Annotated in this window: 13 protein-coding genes and 2 pseudogenes; 10 read left to right on the top strand and 5 right to left on the bottom strand. The window is 61.4% G+C overall.

Going from position 1 to position 17,223, the window contains the following annotated elements:
- The first annotated feature begins 14 nt into the window (after nucleotides 1-14).
- From M0D64_RS21270 to M0D64_RS21250, 5 genes are all read left to right on the top strand, one after another.
- Nucleotides 15-542, top strand: a complete 528-nt coding sequence (locus M0D64_RS21270) for a (2Fe-2S)-binding protein (RefSeq protein ID WP_266259129.1) — start codon at nucleotides 15-17, stop codon at nucleotides 540-542.
- Nucleotides 535-2,109, top strand: a complete 1,575-nt coding sequence (locus M0D64_RS21265) for an AMP-binding protein (RefSeq protein WP_266259100.1) — start codon at nucleotides 535-537, stop codon at nucleotides 2,107-2,109. The genes M0D64_RS21270 and M0D64_RS21265 overlap by 8 nt, the downstream gene beginning before the upstream one ends.
- Nucleotides 2,102-2,908, top strand: coding sequence for an enoyl-CoA hydratase/isomerase family protein (locus M0D64_RS21260; RefSeq protein ID WP_154567045.1), 807 nt, complete (start codon nucleotides 2,102-2,104; stop codon nucleotides 2,906-2,908). The genes M0D64_RS21265 and M0D64_RS21260 overlap by 8 nt, the downstream gene beginning before the upstream one ends.
- A 36-nt stretch (nucleotides 2,909-2,944) precedes the next feature.
- On the top strand, nucleotides 2,945-4,549 hold the full coding sequence (locus tag M0D64_RS21255; protein WP_266259099.1) for a GMC family oxidoreductase: 1,605 nt from the start codon (nucleotides 2,945-2,947) through the stop codon (nucleotides 4,547-4,549).
- A gap of 112 nt (nucleotides 4,550-4,661) precedes the next feature.
- Nucleotides 4,662-6,041, top strand: a complete 1,380-nt coding sequence (locus M0D64_RS21250; protein ID WP_266259098.1) for an MFS transporter — start codon at nucleotides 4,662-4,664, stop codon at nucleotides 6,039-6,041.
- Nucleotides 6,042-6,150: 109 nt separating this feature from the next.
- Here the strand turns inward: M0D64_RS21250 and M0D64_RS21245 are convergent, their stop codons facing one another.
- From M0D64_RS21245 to M0D64_RS21230, 4 genes are all read right to left on the bottom strand, one after another.
- Nucleotides 6,151-7,092 (bottom strand): LysR family transcriptional regulator, encoded by a 942-nt coding sequence (locus M0D64_RS21245; RefSeq protein WP_266259128.1) that lies wholly within the window; start codon nucleotides 7,090-7,092, stop codon nucleotides 6,151-6,153.
- 379 nt (nucleotides 7,093-7,471) lie between these two features.
- Nucleotides 7,472-8,191, bottom strand: coding sequence for an IS6 family transposase (locus M0D64_RS21240; protein WP_266259097.1), 720 nt, complete (start codon nucleotides 8,189-8,191; stop codon nucleotides 7,472-7,474).
- Nucleotides 8,188-9,231 (bottom strand): hypothetical protein, encoded by a 1,044-nt coding sequence (locus M0D64_RS21235; RefSeq protein WP_266259096.1) that lies wholly within the window; start codon nucleotides 9,229-9,231, stop codon nucleotides 8,188-8,190. Before M0D64_RS21235 ends, M0D64_RS21240 begins: the two co-directional genes overlap by 4 nt.
- Nucleotides 9,232-9,471: 240 nt before the next feature.
- Complete coding sequence (locus M0D64_RS21230) at nucleotides 9,472-10,911, bottom strand: sialidase family protein (RefSeq protein ID WP_266259095.1); 1,440 nt, start codon at nucleotides 10,909-10,911, stop codon at nucleotides 9,472-9,474.
- A 690-nt stretch (nucleotides 10,912-11,601) separates the two neighbouring features.
- On the opposite strand from M0D64_RS21230, the pseudogene M0D64_RS21225 reads away from it, so the two are divergent.
- Nucleotides 11,602-11,993: pseudogene (locus M0D64_RS21225) on the top strand (DUF4382 domain-containing protein); the annotation flags it as partial.
- Here M0D64_RS21225 and M0D64_RS21220 read toward each other — a convergent pair.
- The gene (locus M0D64_RS21220; RefSeq protein WP_266259093.1) at nucleotides 11,976-12,632 is read right to left on the bottom strand and encodes a DUF2242 domain-containing protein; all 657 of its coding nucleotides are present in this window, start codon (nucleotides 12,630-12,632) and stop codon (nucleotides 11,976-11,978) included. The pseudogene M0D64_RS21225 and the gene M0D64_RS21220 sit on opposite strands and share 18 nt — an antisense overlap.
- Before the next feature lie 1,287 nt (nucleotides 12,633-13,919).
- Between M0D64_RS21220 and M0D64_RS21210 the strand changes: the two genes are divergently transcribed.
- The 4 genes and pseudogenes from M0D64_RS21210 to M0D64_RS21195 all read left to right on the top strand — a co-directional run.
- Nucleotides 13,920-14,195 carry a CopG family ribbon-helix-helix protein gene (locus tag M0D64_RS21210; RefSeq protein WP_154567051.1) on the top strand — a complete coding sequence of 92 codons (276 nt, stop codon included), beginning with the start codon at nucleotides 13,920-13,922 and terminating at the stop codon, nucleotides 14,193-14,195.
- Nucleotides 14,192-14,515 carry a type II toxin-antitoxin system RelE/ParE family toxin gene (locus tag M0D64_RS21205; RefSeq protein WP_266259092.1) on the top strand — a complete coding sequence of 108 codons (324 nt, stop codon included), beginning with the start codon at nucleotides 14,192-14,194 and terminating at the stop codon, nucleotides 14,513-14,515. The genes M0D64_RS21210 and M0D64_RS21205 overlap by 4 nt, the downstream gene beginning before the upstream one ends.
- Before the next feature lie 1,194 nt (nucleotides 14,516-15,709).
- Nucleotides 15,710-16,402, top strand: a complete 693-nt coding sequence (locus tag M0D64_RS21200; RefSeq protein ID WP_266259126.1) for a hypothetical protein — start codon at nucleotides 15,710-15,712, stop codon at nucleotides 16,400-16,402.
- Nucleotides 16,332-17,165, top strand: a pseudogene (locus tag M0D64_RS21195) (LysR family transcriptional regulator); the annotation flags it as partial. The gene M0D64_RS21200 and the pseudogene M0D64_RS21195, both read left to right, overlap by 71 nt.
- Between the last annotated feature and the right edge of the window lie 58 nt (nucleotides 17,166-17,223).

Genomic DNA, 17,223 nt, shown 5'->3' with positions numbered 1-17,223 from the left:
CCCCTGTTAATACGATGCCGCAGGGCATACAACCGCGCGGCGAACGGCGGCGAATCACCGTGACGCTCAACGGCCGCGAACGGAGCGGCTATTGCGAGCCGCGCGATCTGCTGTCCGATCTTCTGCGGCACGAACTGGGCGCAACCGGCACGCACGTCGGATGCGAACACGGCGTGTGCGGCGCCTGCACGGTTCATATCGACGGTGTGGCGGGACGTTCGTGCCTGATGCTCGCGTTGCAGGCGGACGGCCGCCGCATCGATACGGTAGAAGGCCTCGCGCCCGACCAGACGCTCGGCGACCTTCAGCAGGCGTTCCAGCGTCATCACGCGCTGCAGTGCGGCTTTTGCACCGCCGGCATTCTGATGTCGTGCGCCGACTATCTGAAGCGCGTACCGGATCCAAACGAGGCGCAGGTGCGCGACATGCTGTCGGGCCATCTGTGCCGCTGTACAGGCTATACGCCGATCGTCGCCGCCGTGCTCGATGTGGCGGCGCGCCGGCGCCAGGCGCAGGAAGAGAAGGAGACGAGCGATGCTTGATCTCGGCCGAACCTTTCTGCAAAGCGTGGAGCGCAGCCCGAACGCGCTGGCGCTCGTCGATGGTGAACTGACGCTCACGTATGCGCAGTGGCACCGGATCATCCTGAACGTTGCGGACGGTCTGCACGAACTCGGCCTCGCACACGGCGACCGTCTGCTCGTCGTGCTGCAAAATCGCTGGGAAATGGCGACGCTGCACTGGGCGTGCCAGTTCGCCGGCGTGGCGATCGTGCCGCTGAACTGGCGGGCGAAACCCGATGAGCTCGATTACTGCGTGACCGATGCGGGCGTCAAAGCCATCGTGTACGAGCCGGTTTGCGCCGAAGCCGTCACGCAAAGCGCCGCCGCGAAGGCCGTTGCGCGCATTGCGCTGGACGATGCGGCGGGCGCGTCGATTTCGTTCGATGCACTGCTGCGCGAGCGTCGGCGCGAAGGCGCAGCTGTTGCTGCGGCCACCGCGGAAGACTACTCGCTGATCCTCTACACGTCCGGCACCACGGGCAAGGCGAAGGGCGTGCCGCGCCGGCATCGCCACGAACGCGCCGCCGCGCTCGCGCACGTCGCACAGAACCTCTATCGCCACGGCGAACGCACGCTCGGCGTGATGCCGCTCTATCACACGATGGGCGTGCGCTCGCTGCTGGCGATGGCACTCGTCGACGGGCTGTTCGTCTGCGTTCGCCGCTGGAATGCGACCCTTGCGCTCGATTCCATCTGCACGTACCGGCTGACGTGTCTGTACCTGGTGCCCACGCTCTATCACGATCTGCTGGCCGCACCGGAGTTCGCGCGCACCGACAAAAGTTCGGTGACGAAACTCGGCTTTGCCGGCGCGCCGATGAACGACGGTCTGCTGAAGCGTCTTTCGGCTGCTTTCAAGCCGGAACTGTTCGTCAATCACTACGGCTCGTCCGAGGTCTACACGTTCAGTATCGATCAGGACGCGACGTTGAAACCCGGCAGCGCGGGCCGCGCCGGCGTCAATACGCGGCTGCGCGTCGTGAAGCTCGACGCGACGTCGCCCGACGAACTCGCGCAAACCGGCGAAGAAGGCCAGATCATTGCGGACCTGCTCGGCGACGAGTCGTTCGAAGGCTACTGGAACCGGCCTGACGCGAACGCGAAGTCGTTGCGCGACGGCTGGTATTTCACCGGCGACACCGGCTACTTCGATAACGACGGCGATCTCTTCGTATCGGGCCGCGTCGACGACATGATTATCAGCGGCGGCGAGAACATCTCGCCAGTCGATATCGAATCGGTGTTGTCGCTGCATCCGGCGGTGGACGAAGTGGCCGTCGCTGGCGTGAAAGACGAGCGCTGGGGGCAGCGTGTTGTCGCCTTCATCAAGCGCAGCGAATACGTCGAAGCCAAGGCGCTCGATGACTTTTGCCGGACCTCCGATCTCGTCAACTTCAAGCGCCCGCGCGAATACGTGTTTGTCGACGACATTCCGAAATCGCCGGTCGGCAAGATCCTGCGCCGCAAGCTTTCCGCGGGCGAGTACGAACCGGAGCACGGCGCCGCACAACCTGACAGAACCACAAAAGGAGTAACACATGACTGACCTGACTCATCGCGGCCAGACGCTGCTGCAGGAACTCGACGGCTTCTCGATCGAAATCGACGCCGCGCGCGAACGCGCCGACATCATGCTGCACCGCCCGCCGTTCAACGTGATCTCGATGCATGCACGCGACCAACTGCGCGCCGCATTCGAAGCACTCGACGAGGACGACCGCGTCCGCGTGATCGTGCTGCGTGCGAAAGGCGAGCACTTCTCGAGCGGCGGCGACATCAAGGGCTTTCTCGAAGCGTCGCCGGAACACGTGTCGAAGCTGGCGTGGAATGTCGCCGCGCCCGCACGGTGCTCGAAGCCGGTGATCGCGGCCAATCGCGGCTTCTGCTTCGGCGTCGGTTTCGAACTGTCGCTCGCCTGTGATTTCCGCATCGCGACCGACACCAGCTTCTACGCACTGCCGGAACAGAAGCTCGGCCAGATTCCGGGTTCGGGCGGCTCCGCGCGTCTGCAGAAGATGGTCGGCGTCGGCCGCACGAAGGACATCGTGATGCGCTCGCGCCGCATTCCGGGCAAGCAGGCGTATGACTGGGGCATCGCGGTCGACTGCGTGCCCGATGCGGAGCTCGAAGCCGCGACCGATGCACTCGTCGACGAGTTGCGCGCCTTCTCGCCGCTCGCGCAGCGCACTGCGAAGAAGCTGCTGAATGACACCGAAGACGCGCCGCTTTCGATCGCGATCGAACTGGAAGGACATTGCTATAGCCGGCTGCGCAGTTCGGACGATTTCCGTGAAGGCGTCGAAGCGTTTCATGGCAAACGCAAGCCCGTGTTTCGCGGTAGCTGATAGCAGCGCATAGATCGAGCAATTCAGGAGACAGGCATGGAGCGGGTAAGCGCGCGTTTCGATTATGTGATCGTCGGCGGTGGGTCGGCAGGATGCGTGCTCGCGCATCGGCTGTCGGCCGTGCCGTCGGTGAGCGTCGCATTGATCGAGGCGGGTGCGGATACGCCGCCGGGCGCGGTGCCGGAGGCGATCCTCGACAGCTACCCGATGCCTGTTTTCTGCGGGGAGACCTGGATCTGGCCTGAGCTCAAGGCGAAGGCCACGCGGAAGTCGGCGGCTAAAGTCTATGAGCAGGGCCGCGTGATGGGTGGCGGTTCGAGCATCAACGTGCAGTCGGCCAATCGCGGCCTGCCGCGGGACTACGACGACTGGGCCGCGAGCGGTGCGGCAGGCTGGGCGTGGGATGACGTGCTGCCGTATTTTCGCAAGCTCGAGAGCGACGTCGACTTTCCATATGGTCCGCTGCACGGTGCGGATGGACCGGTGCCGATCCGCCGCATCATGCCGCAGCAGTGGCCGCCGTTTTGCAACGCGTTCGCCCACGGATTGCGCAGCAACGGCTTCGCGGCGTTGCAGGACCAGAACGCGCAGTTCGACGACGGCTATTTTCCGGGCGCGTTTTCGAATCGCGACGACCGGCGCGTATCGACCGCGGTCGCCTATCTCGATGCAGAAACACGCAAGCGGCCGAACCTGCATATCTTTTCGAACCTGCGCGTCGAGCGCATCGTGATGGAAGGGGTGGCCGCACGCGGCATCGAGTGTGTGCTCGATCTGCCGGGCGTCGGGCGGAATCTGCAGGACCATCCGTCGCTGACGTTCTGTCATTTTCTCGAGCCGCGCTTTCGCATGCCGCTCGCGCGGCGCAGCGCCAGCATGACGGCAGCGCGATTCACGTCGGGCGTCGCGGATTGCGAGGCGTCCGATCTGTACCTGTCGAGCGCGACGCGCGCCGCGTGGCATGCACTCGGTAGCCGGCTTGGCCTGTTTTTCCTGTGGTGCAACCGTCCGTATTCGCGCGGCCGCGTGCAGCTCGTTTCGAGCGATCCGGTCGCCGCACCGCAGGTCGATCTAAATCTGCTCGACGACGAACGCGATGTCGCGCGGCTCGCCGCGGGCGTGCGCATGTTGGCGCGTGTGGTCGCGGCCTCGGGCCTGAGCGAGGATCAGCGCGACTTTTTCCCCGCCGCTTTTTCGCCGCGCGTGAAGGCGTTGAGCCGCGTGAGTAAAGCCAATGCGGTGATCACGTCGCTGCTGGGGCTGCTGCTCGATACACCCGCACCGATGCGTCGGGCGTTGATCGAACGCTTCTTCACGCGCGGCGTGCAGATGTCGTCGGTACTCACAAACGAGCGCGCATTGAACGACTTCATTCGCGCGAACGTGTTCGGCGTCTGGCATGCGAGCGGTACTTGCCGGATGGGCGACGCGCGCGAGCGCAGCGCCGTGACGGATACCGAAGGGCGAGTGCATGGCGCGCATGGGCTACGGGTGGTCGATGCTTCGCTGATGCCGCGTCTGCCGTCAGCCAACACGAACATTCCGACCATCATGATCGCCGAGAAGATCGCCGACGCGATGCTCGGCAAGACGCAGTTTGCGGCGCAAGACCAGCGCGGTCTGGCTCGCCTGACGTCATAACGATTTTCGTCAACGTAACAAGAGCGCGCCGTGCCTTTCACGAGGCCGAAGCGCGTCGCACATCGGGTGAGTTCACATCTGGGCCAGCCCGGTATTAACTTAGGAGATGATGATGTCCGTTGCAGCGCAAAGTGGCGCCGCCGTGCCCGCAATCAACAGGCGGCAGGTGATGGGCGCAGTGGTAGCCTCGTGTCTGGGATGGGCGCTCGATCTGTTCGATCTGTTCGTCCTGTTGTTCGTCGCACCGGTGGTCGGCCGGTTGTTCTTCCCCTCCGAACACGCGATGCTGTCGCTCGCCGCGGTGTATGCGTCGTTCGCAGTCACGCTGCTGATGCGGCCGCTCGGATCCGCGTTGTTCGGCTCGTATGCGGACCGGCGCGGCCGCAAGGGCGCGATGATTCTCGCGGTGGTCGGTGTCGGTCTGTCGACGGCGGCGTTCGGTTTGCTGCCGACCGTTGCACAGGTGGGCGTGATCGCGCCGGTGCTCTTTCTGCTGCTGCGTCTCGTGCAGGGCGTATTCGTCGGCGGCGTGGTGGCGTCGACGCACACGATCGGCACGGAATCCGTTGCGCTGAAGTATCGCGGCGCGGTGTCGGGGCTGATTGGCGGCGGAGGGGCAGGCCTTGGTGCGCTGCTCGCTTCGCTGACGTATCTCGCGATGTCGTCGCTGTTTCCCGGCGACCTGTTCGACGTGTGGGGCTGGCGCTGCATGTTCTTCACCGGGATCATCAGCTCGGTGCTCGGACTCTTCGTCTTCAACAGTCTCGAAGAATCGCCGCTGTGGAAAAAGATTGCCGCGGAAAAGGCCGCGCGTGCCGCCGCCGACAAGACGCGTAACGCGCCGGTCGAGGTGGTTCGTTCGCCGATCCGCACGCTGTTCTCGCGCGACTATCGTTCGATCCTGTTCGTCAACCTGCTGCTGACGATCGGCGGCGGCAGCGGCTATTACCTGACGTCGGGTTACCTGCCGACCTTCCTCAAGGTCGTCAACCACGCACCGAATGGGACGGCTGCTGCGATCCTTATGTTGTGCAGCGTGGCCGTGGTGATCGCATCGGTCGCGGCCGGTCACCTGAGCACGTTCATCGGCCGCAAACGGACCTTCATCCTGCTCGGCGCAATCCGTCTGTTTGCATTACCCGCGTTGTTCCTCCTGTTGCCGACGGCACAGACCATCACGATGGTCGGTGTCTACGCGGTCATCCTGAGTGCGCTCGGCAGCGCCGGTTATGCGCCGATTCTGATCTTCCTGAACGAGCGGTTTCCGACGGCGATCCGCGCGACCGGCACGGGTCTGTCGTGGAATATTGGCTTTGCGATCGGCGGGATGATGCCCACGCTCGTCTCGCTGGTCGCGAAGACGCCACTCGATCTACCGATGACGCTTGCCGTGTTCGTCGGCGCGATCAGCGTGATCTTTCTCGTCGGCGCGTTCGTCGTGCCGGAGACGCTCGGCAAGCTCGACAACACGCCGGTGCGCGACCCGTACTGATCGCGCGACCGCGCGCGATAGGCCGACTTGCGTCGCGCCGTTCGCTATCCGCAGCGATGCGCGTAGCGACGCGCGCCAGCCGGCGGAAGGACAGCACCAGCGAAGCGGCTCACGCCTGGTTGCCGTTGGCCGGATCGGGGTCCGCGATCTCGATCCCCGTTGTGACGCGGCGGATCTGGTCGGCGATGATGTCGATGAGCTGGGTCGTGGCAGGACCGATCGGCCGCTTCGGATGGCTCACGCAAACGATGTGACGCACGATGCGCGGCGCCGAGATCGGGGTCGCGCGCAGCAGGCTGTCGTCGACCTTCCGCTGCACGACCACGCGCGGCATGATCGTCGCGATGCTGCTTTGTTCGACAAATTGCACGATCGTGGTCAGCAGGTCGATCTCGAACTGCGGCTTGATCACGATGTCGGCATTCAGCAGCGCGGCGTCGAGCACGCCGCGCAGGCCGTTGCGGCGCGTCGGCAGCACGAGCTCGAGCTCCGTCAGCGCGGATGCCGTAATGGTGTCGGGCAGCGCAGGGCCGTGTTCCGCGCTCGTGACGAGCACCATCTCTTCGACTACCAGTGGAGACGTATCGAGCGACAGGCGCCCGCGGGGCCGGTTGATGATGGCCGCGTCGAGCCGGCCCGCTTCCACCGCGTCGATCAGTTGCGCGCTGAAACCATCGGCCACCGACACCTCGACATGTGGGTAGAGCGCGTTGAATAGCGCGAGCGATTCCGGCAGGACGCTCTGCGCTTCCGACGCCACCATCCCGAGCGAGATACGCCCGGCCACGATCACATCGTGCCGGCAGAGCTGCTCGCGCGCGTGGTCGATGTCGCGCATGATCGGCATGTAGAGGCGGTACATCTGCCGTGCGGCGTCGGTGGGGGTCATGCCATGCGGGCCGCGCTCAAAGAGCTGGCTGTTCAGTTCCGTTTCAAGCTTGGAGATCTGCATGCTGAGCGCGGGCTGCACGATATTGAGCCGCTTCGCGGCCCGCGTTACGGAGCCATCTTCGAACAGCGCGATGAAATACTGAATCTGCTTTAGATCCATGAGCCGGGAGGCGAAGGAGCGATGGCCAGACATCGAGTGTAACGACATCGACGTGTGGAGGTCAACGGCGAACCTGATTTCATCTTGAAGGAAGCACACTGGTTCCTCGAGATGCCTGAGCTTGATGGCGCGACGCGGCATGGGCGCTATGCTTGAGAATTTCGTTTACAACTGGTTGCGGGTTTTCTGAGGGGACTAGATTTGTCTGCCGTATCAGGACTGGATTTTGTAATCTGCGCGGCCAGTCCTGTTTACTGCAGACTTGTCCATCTGCATGCCATAACTTCCCATCCCAGTAGCGCAATACGGAATGCGACCCGACCGGCTCTGGTGCAAATTACCGGCGCGAGCGAAAGATAGACGACTAATCGCCGTTACATCATCGATCTGAGAGGACTGCCATCCAAACTGCAGGCGCAGTGGTATCTTTGAGGCGCGGCTGTGTGAGGTTAAACTGACCCTTTCGAATGCCATGCATCAATTCGATGCCTGAGATAGTAACGGCGGCGTTCCTGAAGCGTTTGAAGCCGAGCATCGCATTGACCCTGGACTTGATGTTGCGATGATCCTGCTCGATTAAGTTGTTCAAATACTTCGACGATCGCAACGTCGTGTCCTCGGGAAGCAACTCGTCAGTCTTCATTTCGCGCACCGCGCGGTGAGACGCCGCGTAGCCGTCCTGCGTGATGGTCTTCGGGGCGAGCCCTTGACTGTTGATCGCCTTCACGAAGAAAGCCTTAGCCGCAGCGACATCGCGCCTGGCGCTGAGCCGGAAGTCGACCGTCTTTCCTGCGCGGTCAACTGCACGGTAAAGATAGGCCCATTTGCCACGGACCTTCACATACGTCTCGTCGACTCGCCATGAACGGCCAGCGGATCTCGCAAATCGATTCCAGCGCTTGACGAACTCCGGCGCGAAGCGTTTGACCCAGCGCATGATCGTAGTGTGCGCCAGCGACGGGCCGCGCTCGGCCATTATTTCAACGAGGTCTCGAAGGCTAAGCTTGTAACGCAGATACCAACGCACACACAGGACAATGACTTCGCGGTCAAAGTGGCGGCCGTTGAACAGCCTGTCGATGTCTATCAGCTTACTCATTGCCTGCTCGCGCTCGTCAACACCCGAGCGTAACCTACCGGCTCCTCCGATTTGCACCGGAACGCAAGAACTGTCTTCATGTCGGTCGGCGAGGCGAGGAAACCCATGAACTGGTCAAAGCGCATCTGTGTGAACGGCAGGTCCCGCAGCCGGTCGTTGATCGTCTGGCGATGCGCCGGTTGAGCAAGGACAGTGTAGAGCTGCGCGAGGTCCAGTTCTTTGAGCGCAACCGGCTGACCGTCGCCCGGATCGACGAGTTCGATCGACTGCTCCAGCAACACCTCGCGATAGGCGCCGAGGTGGTTGGCGATCGAGACCCCCATCAGCACGGGCGTCAGACTTGACTCGACCGCCCCGCCGATCGAGCTGGTTCCTCCTCCGCCCTTCGCAAGCTGTTCCAGCCCGGTCCACCAGTTGACGAGCTTGTTCTCGAAGTTGGTCGTATCCGCGCCCGTCCGATACAGGCGGAAGGCAGCCAGTACCCTGTCACGCCCCTCCTGCGAAAACCGCTCGCCGGTCACAAGGCGGCTGACATTGCCGGCGAACCGGTGCAGCTCCTCGCCGCTGACGGCCGCGCGCGGATTGGGCACCACCTTCGGAATCGGCAGCACACGCCAGTACCCGCCGGCGGAGCGGCACGCGGCAAAGTCATCCGCGACGCTGATGTTCGCGTGGTCGTACTCGAAGCGAACGAGATCGAGCACCCGGTTGATCTGCTCATGCAGCAGCTGGCCGGCCGCCCGCATGTCCACGGCCTCGATCTCGCCTGTGGCGTAGAGCCTTCTCGGGCGTTCATTCATGTTGCGCAGCCCGGCTACCTTGCCGGGGAGCTGCCGGACAAAGCGGATGTCACCGATGTGGTCGGGAAAGGCGGCGACGTCGGTGATGCCGTCGACTGCAAAATAGGCTCGCCACGCGTAGACCGGATTAAATCTGCCACCGTTGCGGCAGTAAAGGTGCCCACTCGCGACGACGCGAGGTTCCCATGGCGGTCGCGCCTCGGGAACAGGTGTTTGGTCAACGCGAAGGAAATTTGTCACTGGCCGGATGAGTGCTGGCGCACGGATTGCCGGTCCGTGCACCAGCAGCCGGCCTTCTGCGGATTTTGTTCCACCGTTTCACACGGACGTTCGAACATCGGTTCCGTCCAGACAACGGACCTTTGTGCGCAGATGATGTCTGTCGCGTCGTCGTCCAAACCAGCCGCTCGCGTTCAACCGACTACGACCGCCCAGCAGCATCTGGGCGGTCTGTGCCTGCCTCGGCCAGACTACCCGACGTTACGGCGCAACAAAGAAAACATCCGTGCGATTAGAGGTGTTGCCCGGGTTCGTCTGCACAAAGAACGACAGGAACGCATTTCCCCGCGTGTCCAGACCTGAATAGTCCCCCAGGAAGAATCCCTCCGCTACTGGCGCCGTTTTCAGATCGAACGGACCGGACAGTCGCAACTCGCTGCCGAAGCTCCCCCCGCCGTTGGTCGACGTCGTTTGCCAGTAGTTTGTCGGCAGCGTCGACTTGTTATCCGCCGCCAGGTCGCGGAAATCGTAGTACGTGACAGCGACCGTACCTGCGGAATTCACGCGAACCGACGGATTGAACGCTGGCCGCCCTGAGGGTGTGTTCACCCGCATGGGCGCGGTCCACGATGCACCGCCATTCGTGGACGTCGAGAAGGCGATCTCGTCATACTGGCCGCCGTTGAAACGCGAGTCCTGCCAGACAACGTAGAGTTGTCCCGTCGCTGGATCGATCGCCGGTTCGGGGATGATGTCGCCCGTGCGCACCGCTTCGCCGGTGTTGGGATCCGTGACCGGGACGGTCTCCAGCCCGGCGATGATCTGTGGTTTCGTCCACGTTGCGCCATCGTCGGTCGACTTGGTGAACGCAACCTTGCCGGCCGATTTTTTGAACGGTGGACTGATCAGGTCGAAAAAGTCATACAGTGTCCCGTCCTGCGAATTGACCACGATCTGGTTGCCGATCGTCTGCTGGCGTGACGGCACGCTCACGATGACCGATGGTGAACTCCATGTGAGACCGCCGTCGACGGTCTTCGAGAACATCGACGGCCCTCGGAACGCGGCAGTGTGCAGGTTGGCGTATGGGTTGCCGTTCGGCAGTTCGAGCCGGTCCCAAACTGCATAGGCGACCCCTGCCTTGATGGGATTGGCCGTCACTGACTCCTTGTCGTTGAAGAACTGCAGCGTGGGCTCGTTGTCGGCGATGAGGACGCTCAGGTTCCCCCAGCTTTGGCCGCCATCCCGTGAAACGGCCGCGGCGACTGCATTGTTGTTGTTGGACTGGTTAAACGAGATCGATACGGAGTAGGCGGTCCCGTCCGGCCCAATGGACACCCAAGGGTCAGAGGCGCGCTCGTACCCGAGTCCACCTGCGCACACGCTGAAAGGCAGATTCGTCTGTTTCCATGTCTGACCACCATCAAACGAGAAGCCGGCAACCAGCCCATGCGCACCGCCGTTCGACCAGCGATCCTGTTGCCACGCCCCGATGAGGTTCGACGGATTGGCAGGATTCACAGCCATCCAGGGTTCGACCTCCGCGTTCACGTAGACGGTGCCGGGTCCGCCAACGGTACAGCTTGCAAACGGGCTGGGACCCGAGACCAGCGTGGGGGCGCCCCAGCTCGTCGTGCTGGCCGCCAGCATCGCGGCAAAGGGAATTCCGATCAGAAATGCACCAGGCTTGTTGCGTCGCATGGAAGACTCCTCATCTATATGCGACCCGTAACAGGACGAGCGGCAGCGGCACGGCAGCAGCTGATAGCTCGATTGGCTTTGCACCCTTTGCCGGAAATTTCCACGTTGGCATTGCCGGAAAGTCTTTTCCGCCGTTGTCGTTCGCCGGTACCCACTGCCGCTTCCATGTCACAGGCCGCCAGCGCTGGGGACCGCCAGCGCGTCGGCTACGATTCCGTCTACGAACAGTCAACCTTCCCTGGTGCCCGGCATTTCGGCAATCTCGGCGCGCTGTCCAGCGCTAATGACGATCACCTGGAGGAATGGAAAGGAATTTAGGTCGTACGAAAGGCAGCGGCATGAAATTTTTTGTAACATTCGGCGCGCGACGATGCGCGTCGCACGCCCGCAACCGTATGCACGCTACGAAAATTGACGTGCGTCGCGACTGCGCGGAACACGTCGCCAGAATCCGGCGAAGTAAGCGGATGAAACATGTTGCAACGACCTCGACAAAGCATTCGAAGCCAATCAATGAGGTCGTCTGACGGCGCAGTCTAGTTGCCGAACAGCATGCGATGTTGGCCAATCGCAACCTGCGGCCACCGGATGCCGCGCAAGAAGTTACGCTTCGTTGCAAATCGTCTAAAGTTTTCCGTCCCCCCTTTTTGTATTCTTCGACCACCAAAAACAAGGGGGCGTTGTTTCACCATGAGGACGATTCTGAAGACATTGACCGGTTTGCTGGCTGTGCCAGTGATGCTGTCCGGATGTGGCGGCGGTGGTGGTGGAGACGGAGCAGGCCCGGCGACAGGTACGCTTCACGTCGCAATGACCGATGCGCCTCCTGTGGCTTCGACCACGTCTACGTGACGGTCGACAAAGTGCGCGTCAACGCCAGCTCGACAGCCGGCGATACTGACAGCGGCTGGACCGACATTGCGCTGCCGGCACCGCAGAAGGTCGATCTGCTGTCGCTGACCAACGGCGTTCTGACCGATCTCGGCCGCGCGCCGCTGGCGGCAGGCCAGTACCAGCAATTGAGGCTGGTGCTTGCGCAGAATCAGGGCAATACCCTCGCGAACTCAGTGGTCGTCAGCGGCACCACGACCGCCTGTCTGGGCTGCTCCGATTGGCGGCACGGCGTCGTTCATTGATGGCAGCGCCTCCTTTGGCGCTGCAGCGGTGGCAACAGCGGCAGGCTGGGTGGAGTCGGCCTTCAGGTAGTGATCGACTAGCGCGAAGAAACGCTGATAGAAAACGCCGGCAGGAATCGTCTCGCTCGCAACCTTCACCATCGAGTCATCGCTCGAGCCGATCGGCAGCGACAGCGATCCGAATACGCTCAGTCCGACGCTCGCCGACGTGTTGCTCTTCTTCAGCGCATAGCGATCCTGCACCGCGTTCACGTACGCCGTACTGCTGGTGCTTTTCGGGTCGTCGGTTGTGCAGACCACGTGGATTTCAATCACTGCGTGAGAATCGCTAGTGGGCTGGAAATTTTTCGATCCATCGACCGAATCGGGCCTCGTCGAACTGGCGATATATCCCTGGCTGAGCAACGCACGGCGGGCGGCTTCACAAGCGGGTTCCGCCTTCGCGCCGAACCTGTGCATATAGGGGCTATCGCCTGCGTCGAACTGTTCTTGCTGGTAAAGCGGCTTCGGCGTCGAGCACGCAGACAGTGCGCTCGCTAGCGCAAGCACGAAAGCCGCGGAGGAAAAGCGGAACTGAGTATGCATGGCTGAATACGATGGATCGGCTTGAGCGGAGCAGCGGGTCTGATGCCAGAAGGTCAGGACGCCCAATGCTCTTTCGCGGCATGAGAGGGACACATCATGCGGCCGATCCGAAAATGAATGGGCCTCGCCATTATAATTTTATTTCCCTACAACAACCTTCGACGTTGTCGTGAGCGCAGGTCCGTCACGTGTACGGCGGATGTGGCAAGCCGATACGAGGAGACGCATGATGCGGATCATACGATCGAGAAAAGGGCGCCGTACCTTTCTGTGTGAGACCTGGACTGAAGCGGATGCGCGACCGAAGGCCACGCGTGTCCTTCGGCGTCCATCGTGCGCCAGGCAGGTGGGATGCGCCCGACAATTAGGTGGGCGCAGGGGTCAATCACGCGCCCGTCAATGCGCAAAGCGCGACTTGAGCGGACTAATCTCAGTTTTTTTAGTAGTGCATACTGGATAGGTTCGCTGCTTGCCCCAAACTGGACAGCAAGCCATTGACAACGGCGGGTTAATACCATGACCGACATGATTTCGCGGATCGTCCTGGTCCAGACTGGGGCAGCAGCTCTGTTCCCTGACGCTGATACAAGCCAGCGGGAACCACCGCTAACGCATAGCGCCGAGTTTGGAAACCATCGACGCTGAACGCGCCGGGAGAATGCTTCGGATCGCAGCAAGAGACTCTTCGGCCACCGGACTGGGAGTTTGGTGTGGAACGGAAAACACCGGGGTCTTGACACCCAGGTGTTTGCAACCGGCAGAGAGATAAGGTTTGCCGGATCCGGCACACCGTTCGACTGTGACTGCAATCGCGGAATCACCGACGTGCCGACGCAGCCATTCGAGCGTTCGGCGGTCCCTTTCGTTGTAGACCCTGACCAGATGCTCCATCATCCCGCCAGTGCTGTACAAAAATACAGTACTGTAAATATATACAGCTCGCGGGCCAGGAGCAAGGCTTTTCGCTGATAGGACCAGGCCGTCGAGTATGACTTGTCAGCATGAAAAATAGGGCGGGATGTTGAACTCGTTGCATCAGAAGTTAAGAGGGCGGAATTGACCGCGCGTGGGCCAGTCGGCTGAGCATTTTCCGGTCCAGGTTGACACACGCCGGCGGATGGTCCACGTGCCCACAGGACGATTTCTGCCGAAGGGAGGTGGGAGCGAGGCATCTCCGATACGCTGTGTGACAGCGTTTGCGGGAAGGCGCAGGCCTTCAGGCGATTCGCCACAGTCAATTTATTGTTTTACAATAGAAACTATTGGAAACTCATAATTGAGGCATCAATGACCGCAACAGCGACAACCCGGACCCTGACTGCGCAGGTACCCGTGGCGTTGGCCGAGGAGGTTGACGCCCTGGCCGAGCAGATCGAACGCCCGAAGCAATGGATCATTAAGAAAGCCTTGATCGCGTATTTGGCGCGTGAAAAGGAAAGGCGACGTCTGATCCAGGAGGGCCTGGACGACGTTGACGCAGGCCGTGTGGTTTCGATGGAGCAAGCCGAAGGGTGGGCGGATAGCATCGGGACGCAAAACGAACGGCCGGTGACGCGTGCATGACCGTGCCTGTTGAACTGACCAGCAAGGCCATGTCCGACCTCGGTCAAATCGCTGATCACGTCAAGCTTTACAACGACGTCACAGTGGCGCGAAAGGTAGTAAAGGCACTGTTGGCCGAAGCGAAGAAGCTGGGTGAGGACCACCACCATCGGCTCGGGGAAGAACTGGACGGGTACGACGGCCCGCCGCCCCGCGAGGTTCACAAGTGGGTGTGCCTGGGCGGACGATACGAAATCCATCTCGAAATCAAACCCGCATACGCCGATCCCCCCGCCACAATCTTCGTGCTCCGGGTATGGGACACGAGGCAGGACCGCTGACCAACGGGCACGACAAAGCGGGGCATTTGCCCGCTTGCGCGGTGCGTGACCGGGGCAAGTTACCTTGCACCCGCTCATGCGGGCGTAGCCACACTTCGCACATATTAGTGAGGACCCGTGCCCGAGACGATGCCACTGAATGGCATGGGGCCTGTAAGATCGGCGCTGGTGAGCATGCCGACACTTGCGGCGTGGCGTTCATCAGGCCCCCAAAGAAAACGCCCGCGCTATTCACGCAGGCGTTTCCGTGGCCCCGCTACCGCGCCCCAATGAACGATTTCTCGCCCGTTTCTGCTTCAGGGGCCGGCTTCCGCGCGGCTCCCTTTTAGTATAGGACGCGCAGCAGGATATCCAAGTGGGCGAAACTGGCCTTCAAGAACCGCTGCGTTCCGCAGTTGGACCGTCGTTGGTTCGCATAATTTTGTTCCCGCGCGTGGCCTGTCGAATTGCGGCTGACAGAAACATCGCGAACAAGTTTGCTTCAGGAGGTTTTGCAGAAAGTTGTTCGTCAGACCAACATTTGAGGCGATTTTGCGGCTTTTCCGGAAGGCCCTAAATGCAACGCCGAGTTGAATACTGATGAAAGCACCTGCTGAGGTTGCTGGCGCAATGCGGGAGAAGGTAGGCCTTTGGCATCACGCGGTGCTTGGTTCAGGTCTGGATGCCAGGAACAAAATTCTGCAAAAAACGGGAACAGTTTTATGCAAAACAGCGGTCGAAATAGCTTGACGCCATCTCCAGCATTCGACTTTACATAACATAATTTGTCGTTCGTGCGACGTCTGGGCTAGGTTCAAATGTCCGGTGCCAGCCGCGATAACATCGGTTGAACGAAGCCGCTGACGCGGTAGCAGTTGGTCGGCCGCAGCGATCGTTGATGCCTCAAGGCGTCAAGGCTGGTATGGGCTCCTCAACTGACGATGATCAACCGGTCCGGACGAACGACCGCTTTGAACGTCGCCAGGCGGCAGTGCATGAGTTCTATCAGTCTATTCCACCCGATCGCAAAACAGCGGCGACTATGGATATACGAACCACGCCAGAGCCTGCAAGAATGCGAGGGCAGCAAGCGCGCCACGATCCGATCCCGCACGGCGCCCCGCAACCTGAGCCAGTAGTAGGAGGACGTCCATGGGCAGCCCTGCCGGATCCCCTGCAGGCAACTGGAGAGCGCGACAGTGCCTGATAGCCACGATGCTGGCGGTGTTCTGCCGCCTGTGCCAGAGCGCCTTTGCGCAATCGGCCGACAATGCGGCGAGCCTGCGCAACAGATACCGGAGTCTGACGCAACAGCTCGCGCACAATCAGTTCCAGCGACCGCTGCACCTCGAATCGCAGGAGTTGCCCTCGGCACTCAAGGGCGATATTTACGGTGTGGTCAACTATCCGTTCGCGACGGTCAACGGCACGCTCAATGAGCCGACTCAGGGCCCCGCAAACTGGTGTGACGTGCTGATCCTTATTCAGGAGCAACTTAGGATCGCACAGCGCCTTTCTGGTTGGGACTTGATGGGTCATTGCTGGGTGAAAATATTAATTCTTACCCGCAATTTACCCGCAGGTCGCTACGGATGCCTGTCGCGACGCTTTGAAGCGTCAGACCCGCTCAGATCAAGTATTTTCGAGCGTTCCGAGTCAGTTGTAGGGCCGCTGGGGGGAGGCGTACCCATTGACGGTGAATATGCAACTCGCCGGGGAAGCGCAAAAACGATATTCTTTCGCCATCCTCATATCGACTCGATATCACGCCATGGAATTGCGTCACCTCCGGCATTTCGTCGCGGTTGCGGAGACCCGGCATTTTGGCCGCGCGGCAGCACGGCTTGGCATGGCTCAGCCGCCGCTGAGTCAGTCCATCATGCGTCTGGAGGAATCGCTGGGCATTAAATTGCTCGAGCGCACGCCGCGTGGGGTGTCACTGACCGCTGCCGGCGAGGCGCTGATGGCGGAGGCGAAGCCGCTGCTCGCCCAGGCGGATCTGGCGGAGCGCCGCGTGCGTCAGGCGGCGGACGAACTGGCCAGCCTCAGTATTGCGTTCGTGCCGATGTGCGCGATGCACATCATGCCCCTTGCCCTGCATGCACTCCGCAAACAATGGCCCGGTGTCGACGTGCGCCTGATTGAGCGTGGCAGTGCGCTTACTGTGGCCAGTGTGAAGAACGGCAGCATTGATCTCGGCGTAGTTGTCACGAGTGTTGCTGATGTGCATGAACTGGAGAGCATCGTCATCGAACGTATGAGCATGGTGGCCGCCGTTCCGGAAAATTGGCCGCTCGCTCAGCGAACCCGCATCAGCATGGCAGATCTCACGACGTATCCGCTCATCATGTTTCCGCAGCAGATTTCGCAACCTGTGTTCGCGGCGTTCGAGGCTGCCCGGCGCGATGCCGGCGTGTCTTCGAAGGTCACCCAGCAAGCCCGTCACCCTTATACGATGCTCAATCTCGTCGCGAACGAACTCGGTGTCGGATTGATGCTGGATTCGGCAAGACATCTGCCGGTTGAAGGCGTGGTGTTTATCGATATCGAGGATTTATCGCCGTCGCTCGATACGGAAGTCTCCCTGATCTGGACCGATCGTGCGCATAAACCGTATCACCGCGCGATGCTCGATATCATTCGCGATCTGTCGCTCACCGTGCAAAAGTGAGCAGGTCCGTCAGGTCCGTATGAACTCTCGCTGAGATTCTGCTCTGACAACAGAGCTT

Source organism: Paraburkholderia sp. WS6 (genome assembly GCF_030464835.1).
GTDB classification, from domain to species: Bacteria; Pseudomonadota; Gammaproteobacteria; order Burkholderiales; family Burkholderiaceae; genus Paraburkholderia; species Paraburkholderia madseniana.
This window is presented reverse-complemented; position numbering and strand designations above follow the sequence as displayed.

Coding starts and splice junctions, on each gene's coding strand:
- M0D64_RS21270 (WP_266259129.1), top strand. CDS start 15: ATGCCGCAGGGCATACAACCGCGCGGCGAACGGCGGCGAATCACCGTG.
- M0D64_RS21265 (WP_266259100.1), top strand. CDS start 535: ATGCTTGATCTCGGCCGAACCTTTCTGCAAAGCGTGGAGCGCAGCCCG.
- M0D64_RS21260 (WP_154567045.1), top strand. CDS start 2,102: ATGACTGACCTGACTCATCGCGGCCAGACGCTGCTGCAGGAACTCGAC.
- M0D64_RS21255 (WP_266259099.1), top strand. CDS start 2,945: ATGGAGCGGGTAAGCGCGCGTTTCGATTATGTGATCGTCGGCGGTGGG.
- M0D64_RS21250 (WP_266259098.1), top strand. CDS start 4,662: ATGTCCGTTGCAGCGCAAAGTGGCGCCGCCGTGCCCGCAATCAACAGG.
- M0D64_RS21245 (WP_266259128.1), bottom strand. CDS start 7,092: ATGGATCTAAAGCAGATTCAGTATTTCATCGCGCTGTTCGAAGATGGC.
- M0D64_RS21240 (WP_266259097.1), bottom strand. CDS start 8,191: ATGAGTAAGCTGATAGACATCGACAGGCTGTTCAACGGCCGCCACTTT.
- M0D64_RS21230 (WP_266259095.1), bottom strand. CDS start 10,911: ATGCGACGCAACAAGCCTGGTGCATTTCTGATCGGAATTCCCTTTGCC.
- M0D64_RS21220 (WP_266259093.1), bottom strand. CDS start 12,632: ATGCATACTCAGTTCCGCTTTTCCTCCGCGGCTTTCGTGCTTGCGCTA.
- M0D64_RS21210 (WP_154567051.1), top strand. CDS start 13,920: ATGACCGCAACAGCGACAACCCGGACCCTGACTGCGCAGGTACCCGTG.
- M0D64_RS21205 (WP_266259092.1), top strand. CDS start 14,192: ATGACCGTGCCTGTTGAACTGACCAGCAAGGCCATGTCCGACCTCGGT.
- M0D64_RS21200 (WP_266259126.1), top strand. CDS start 15,710: ATGCTGGCGGTGTTCTGCCGCCTGTGCCAGAGCGCCTTTGCGCAATCG.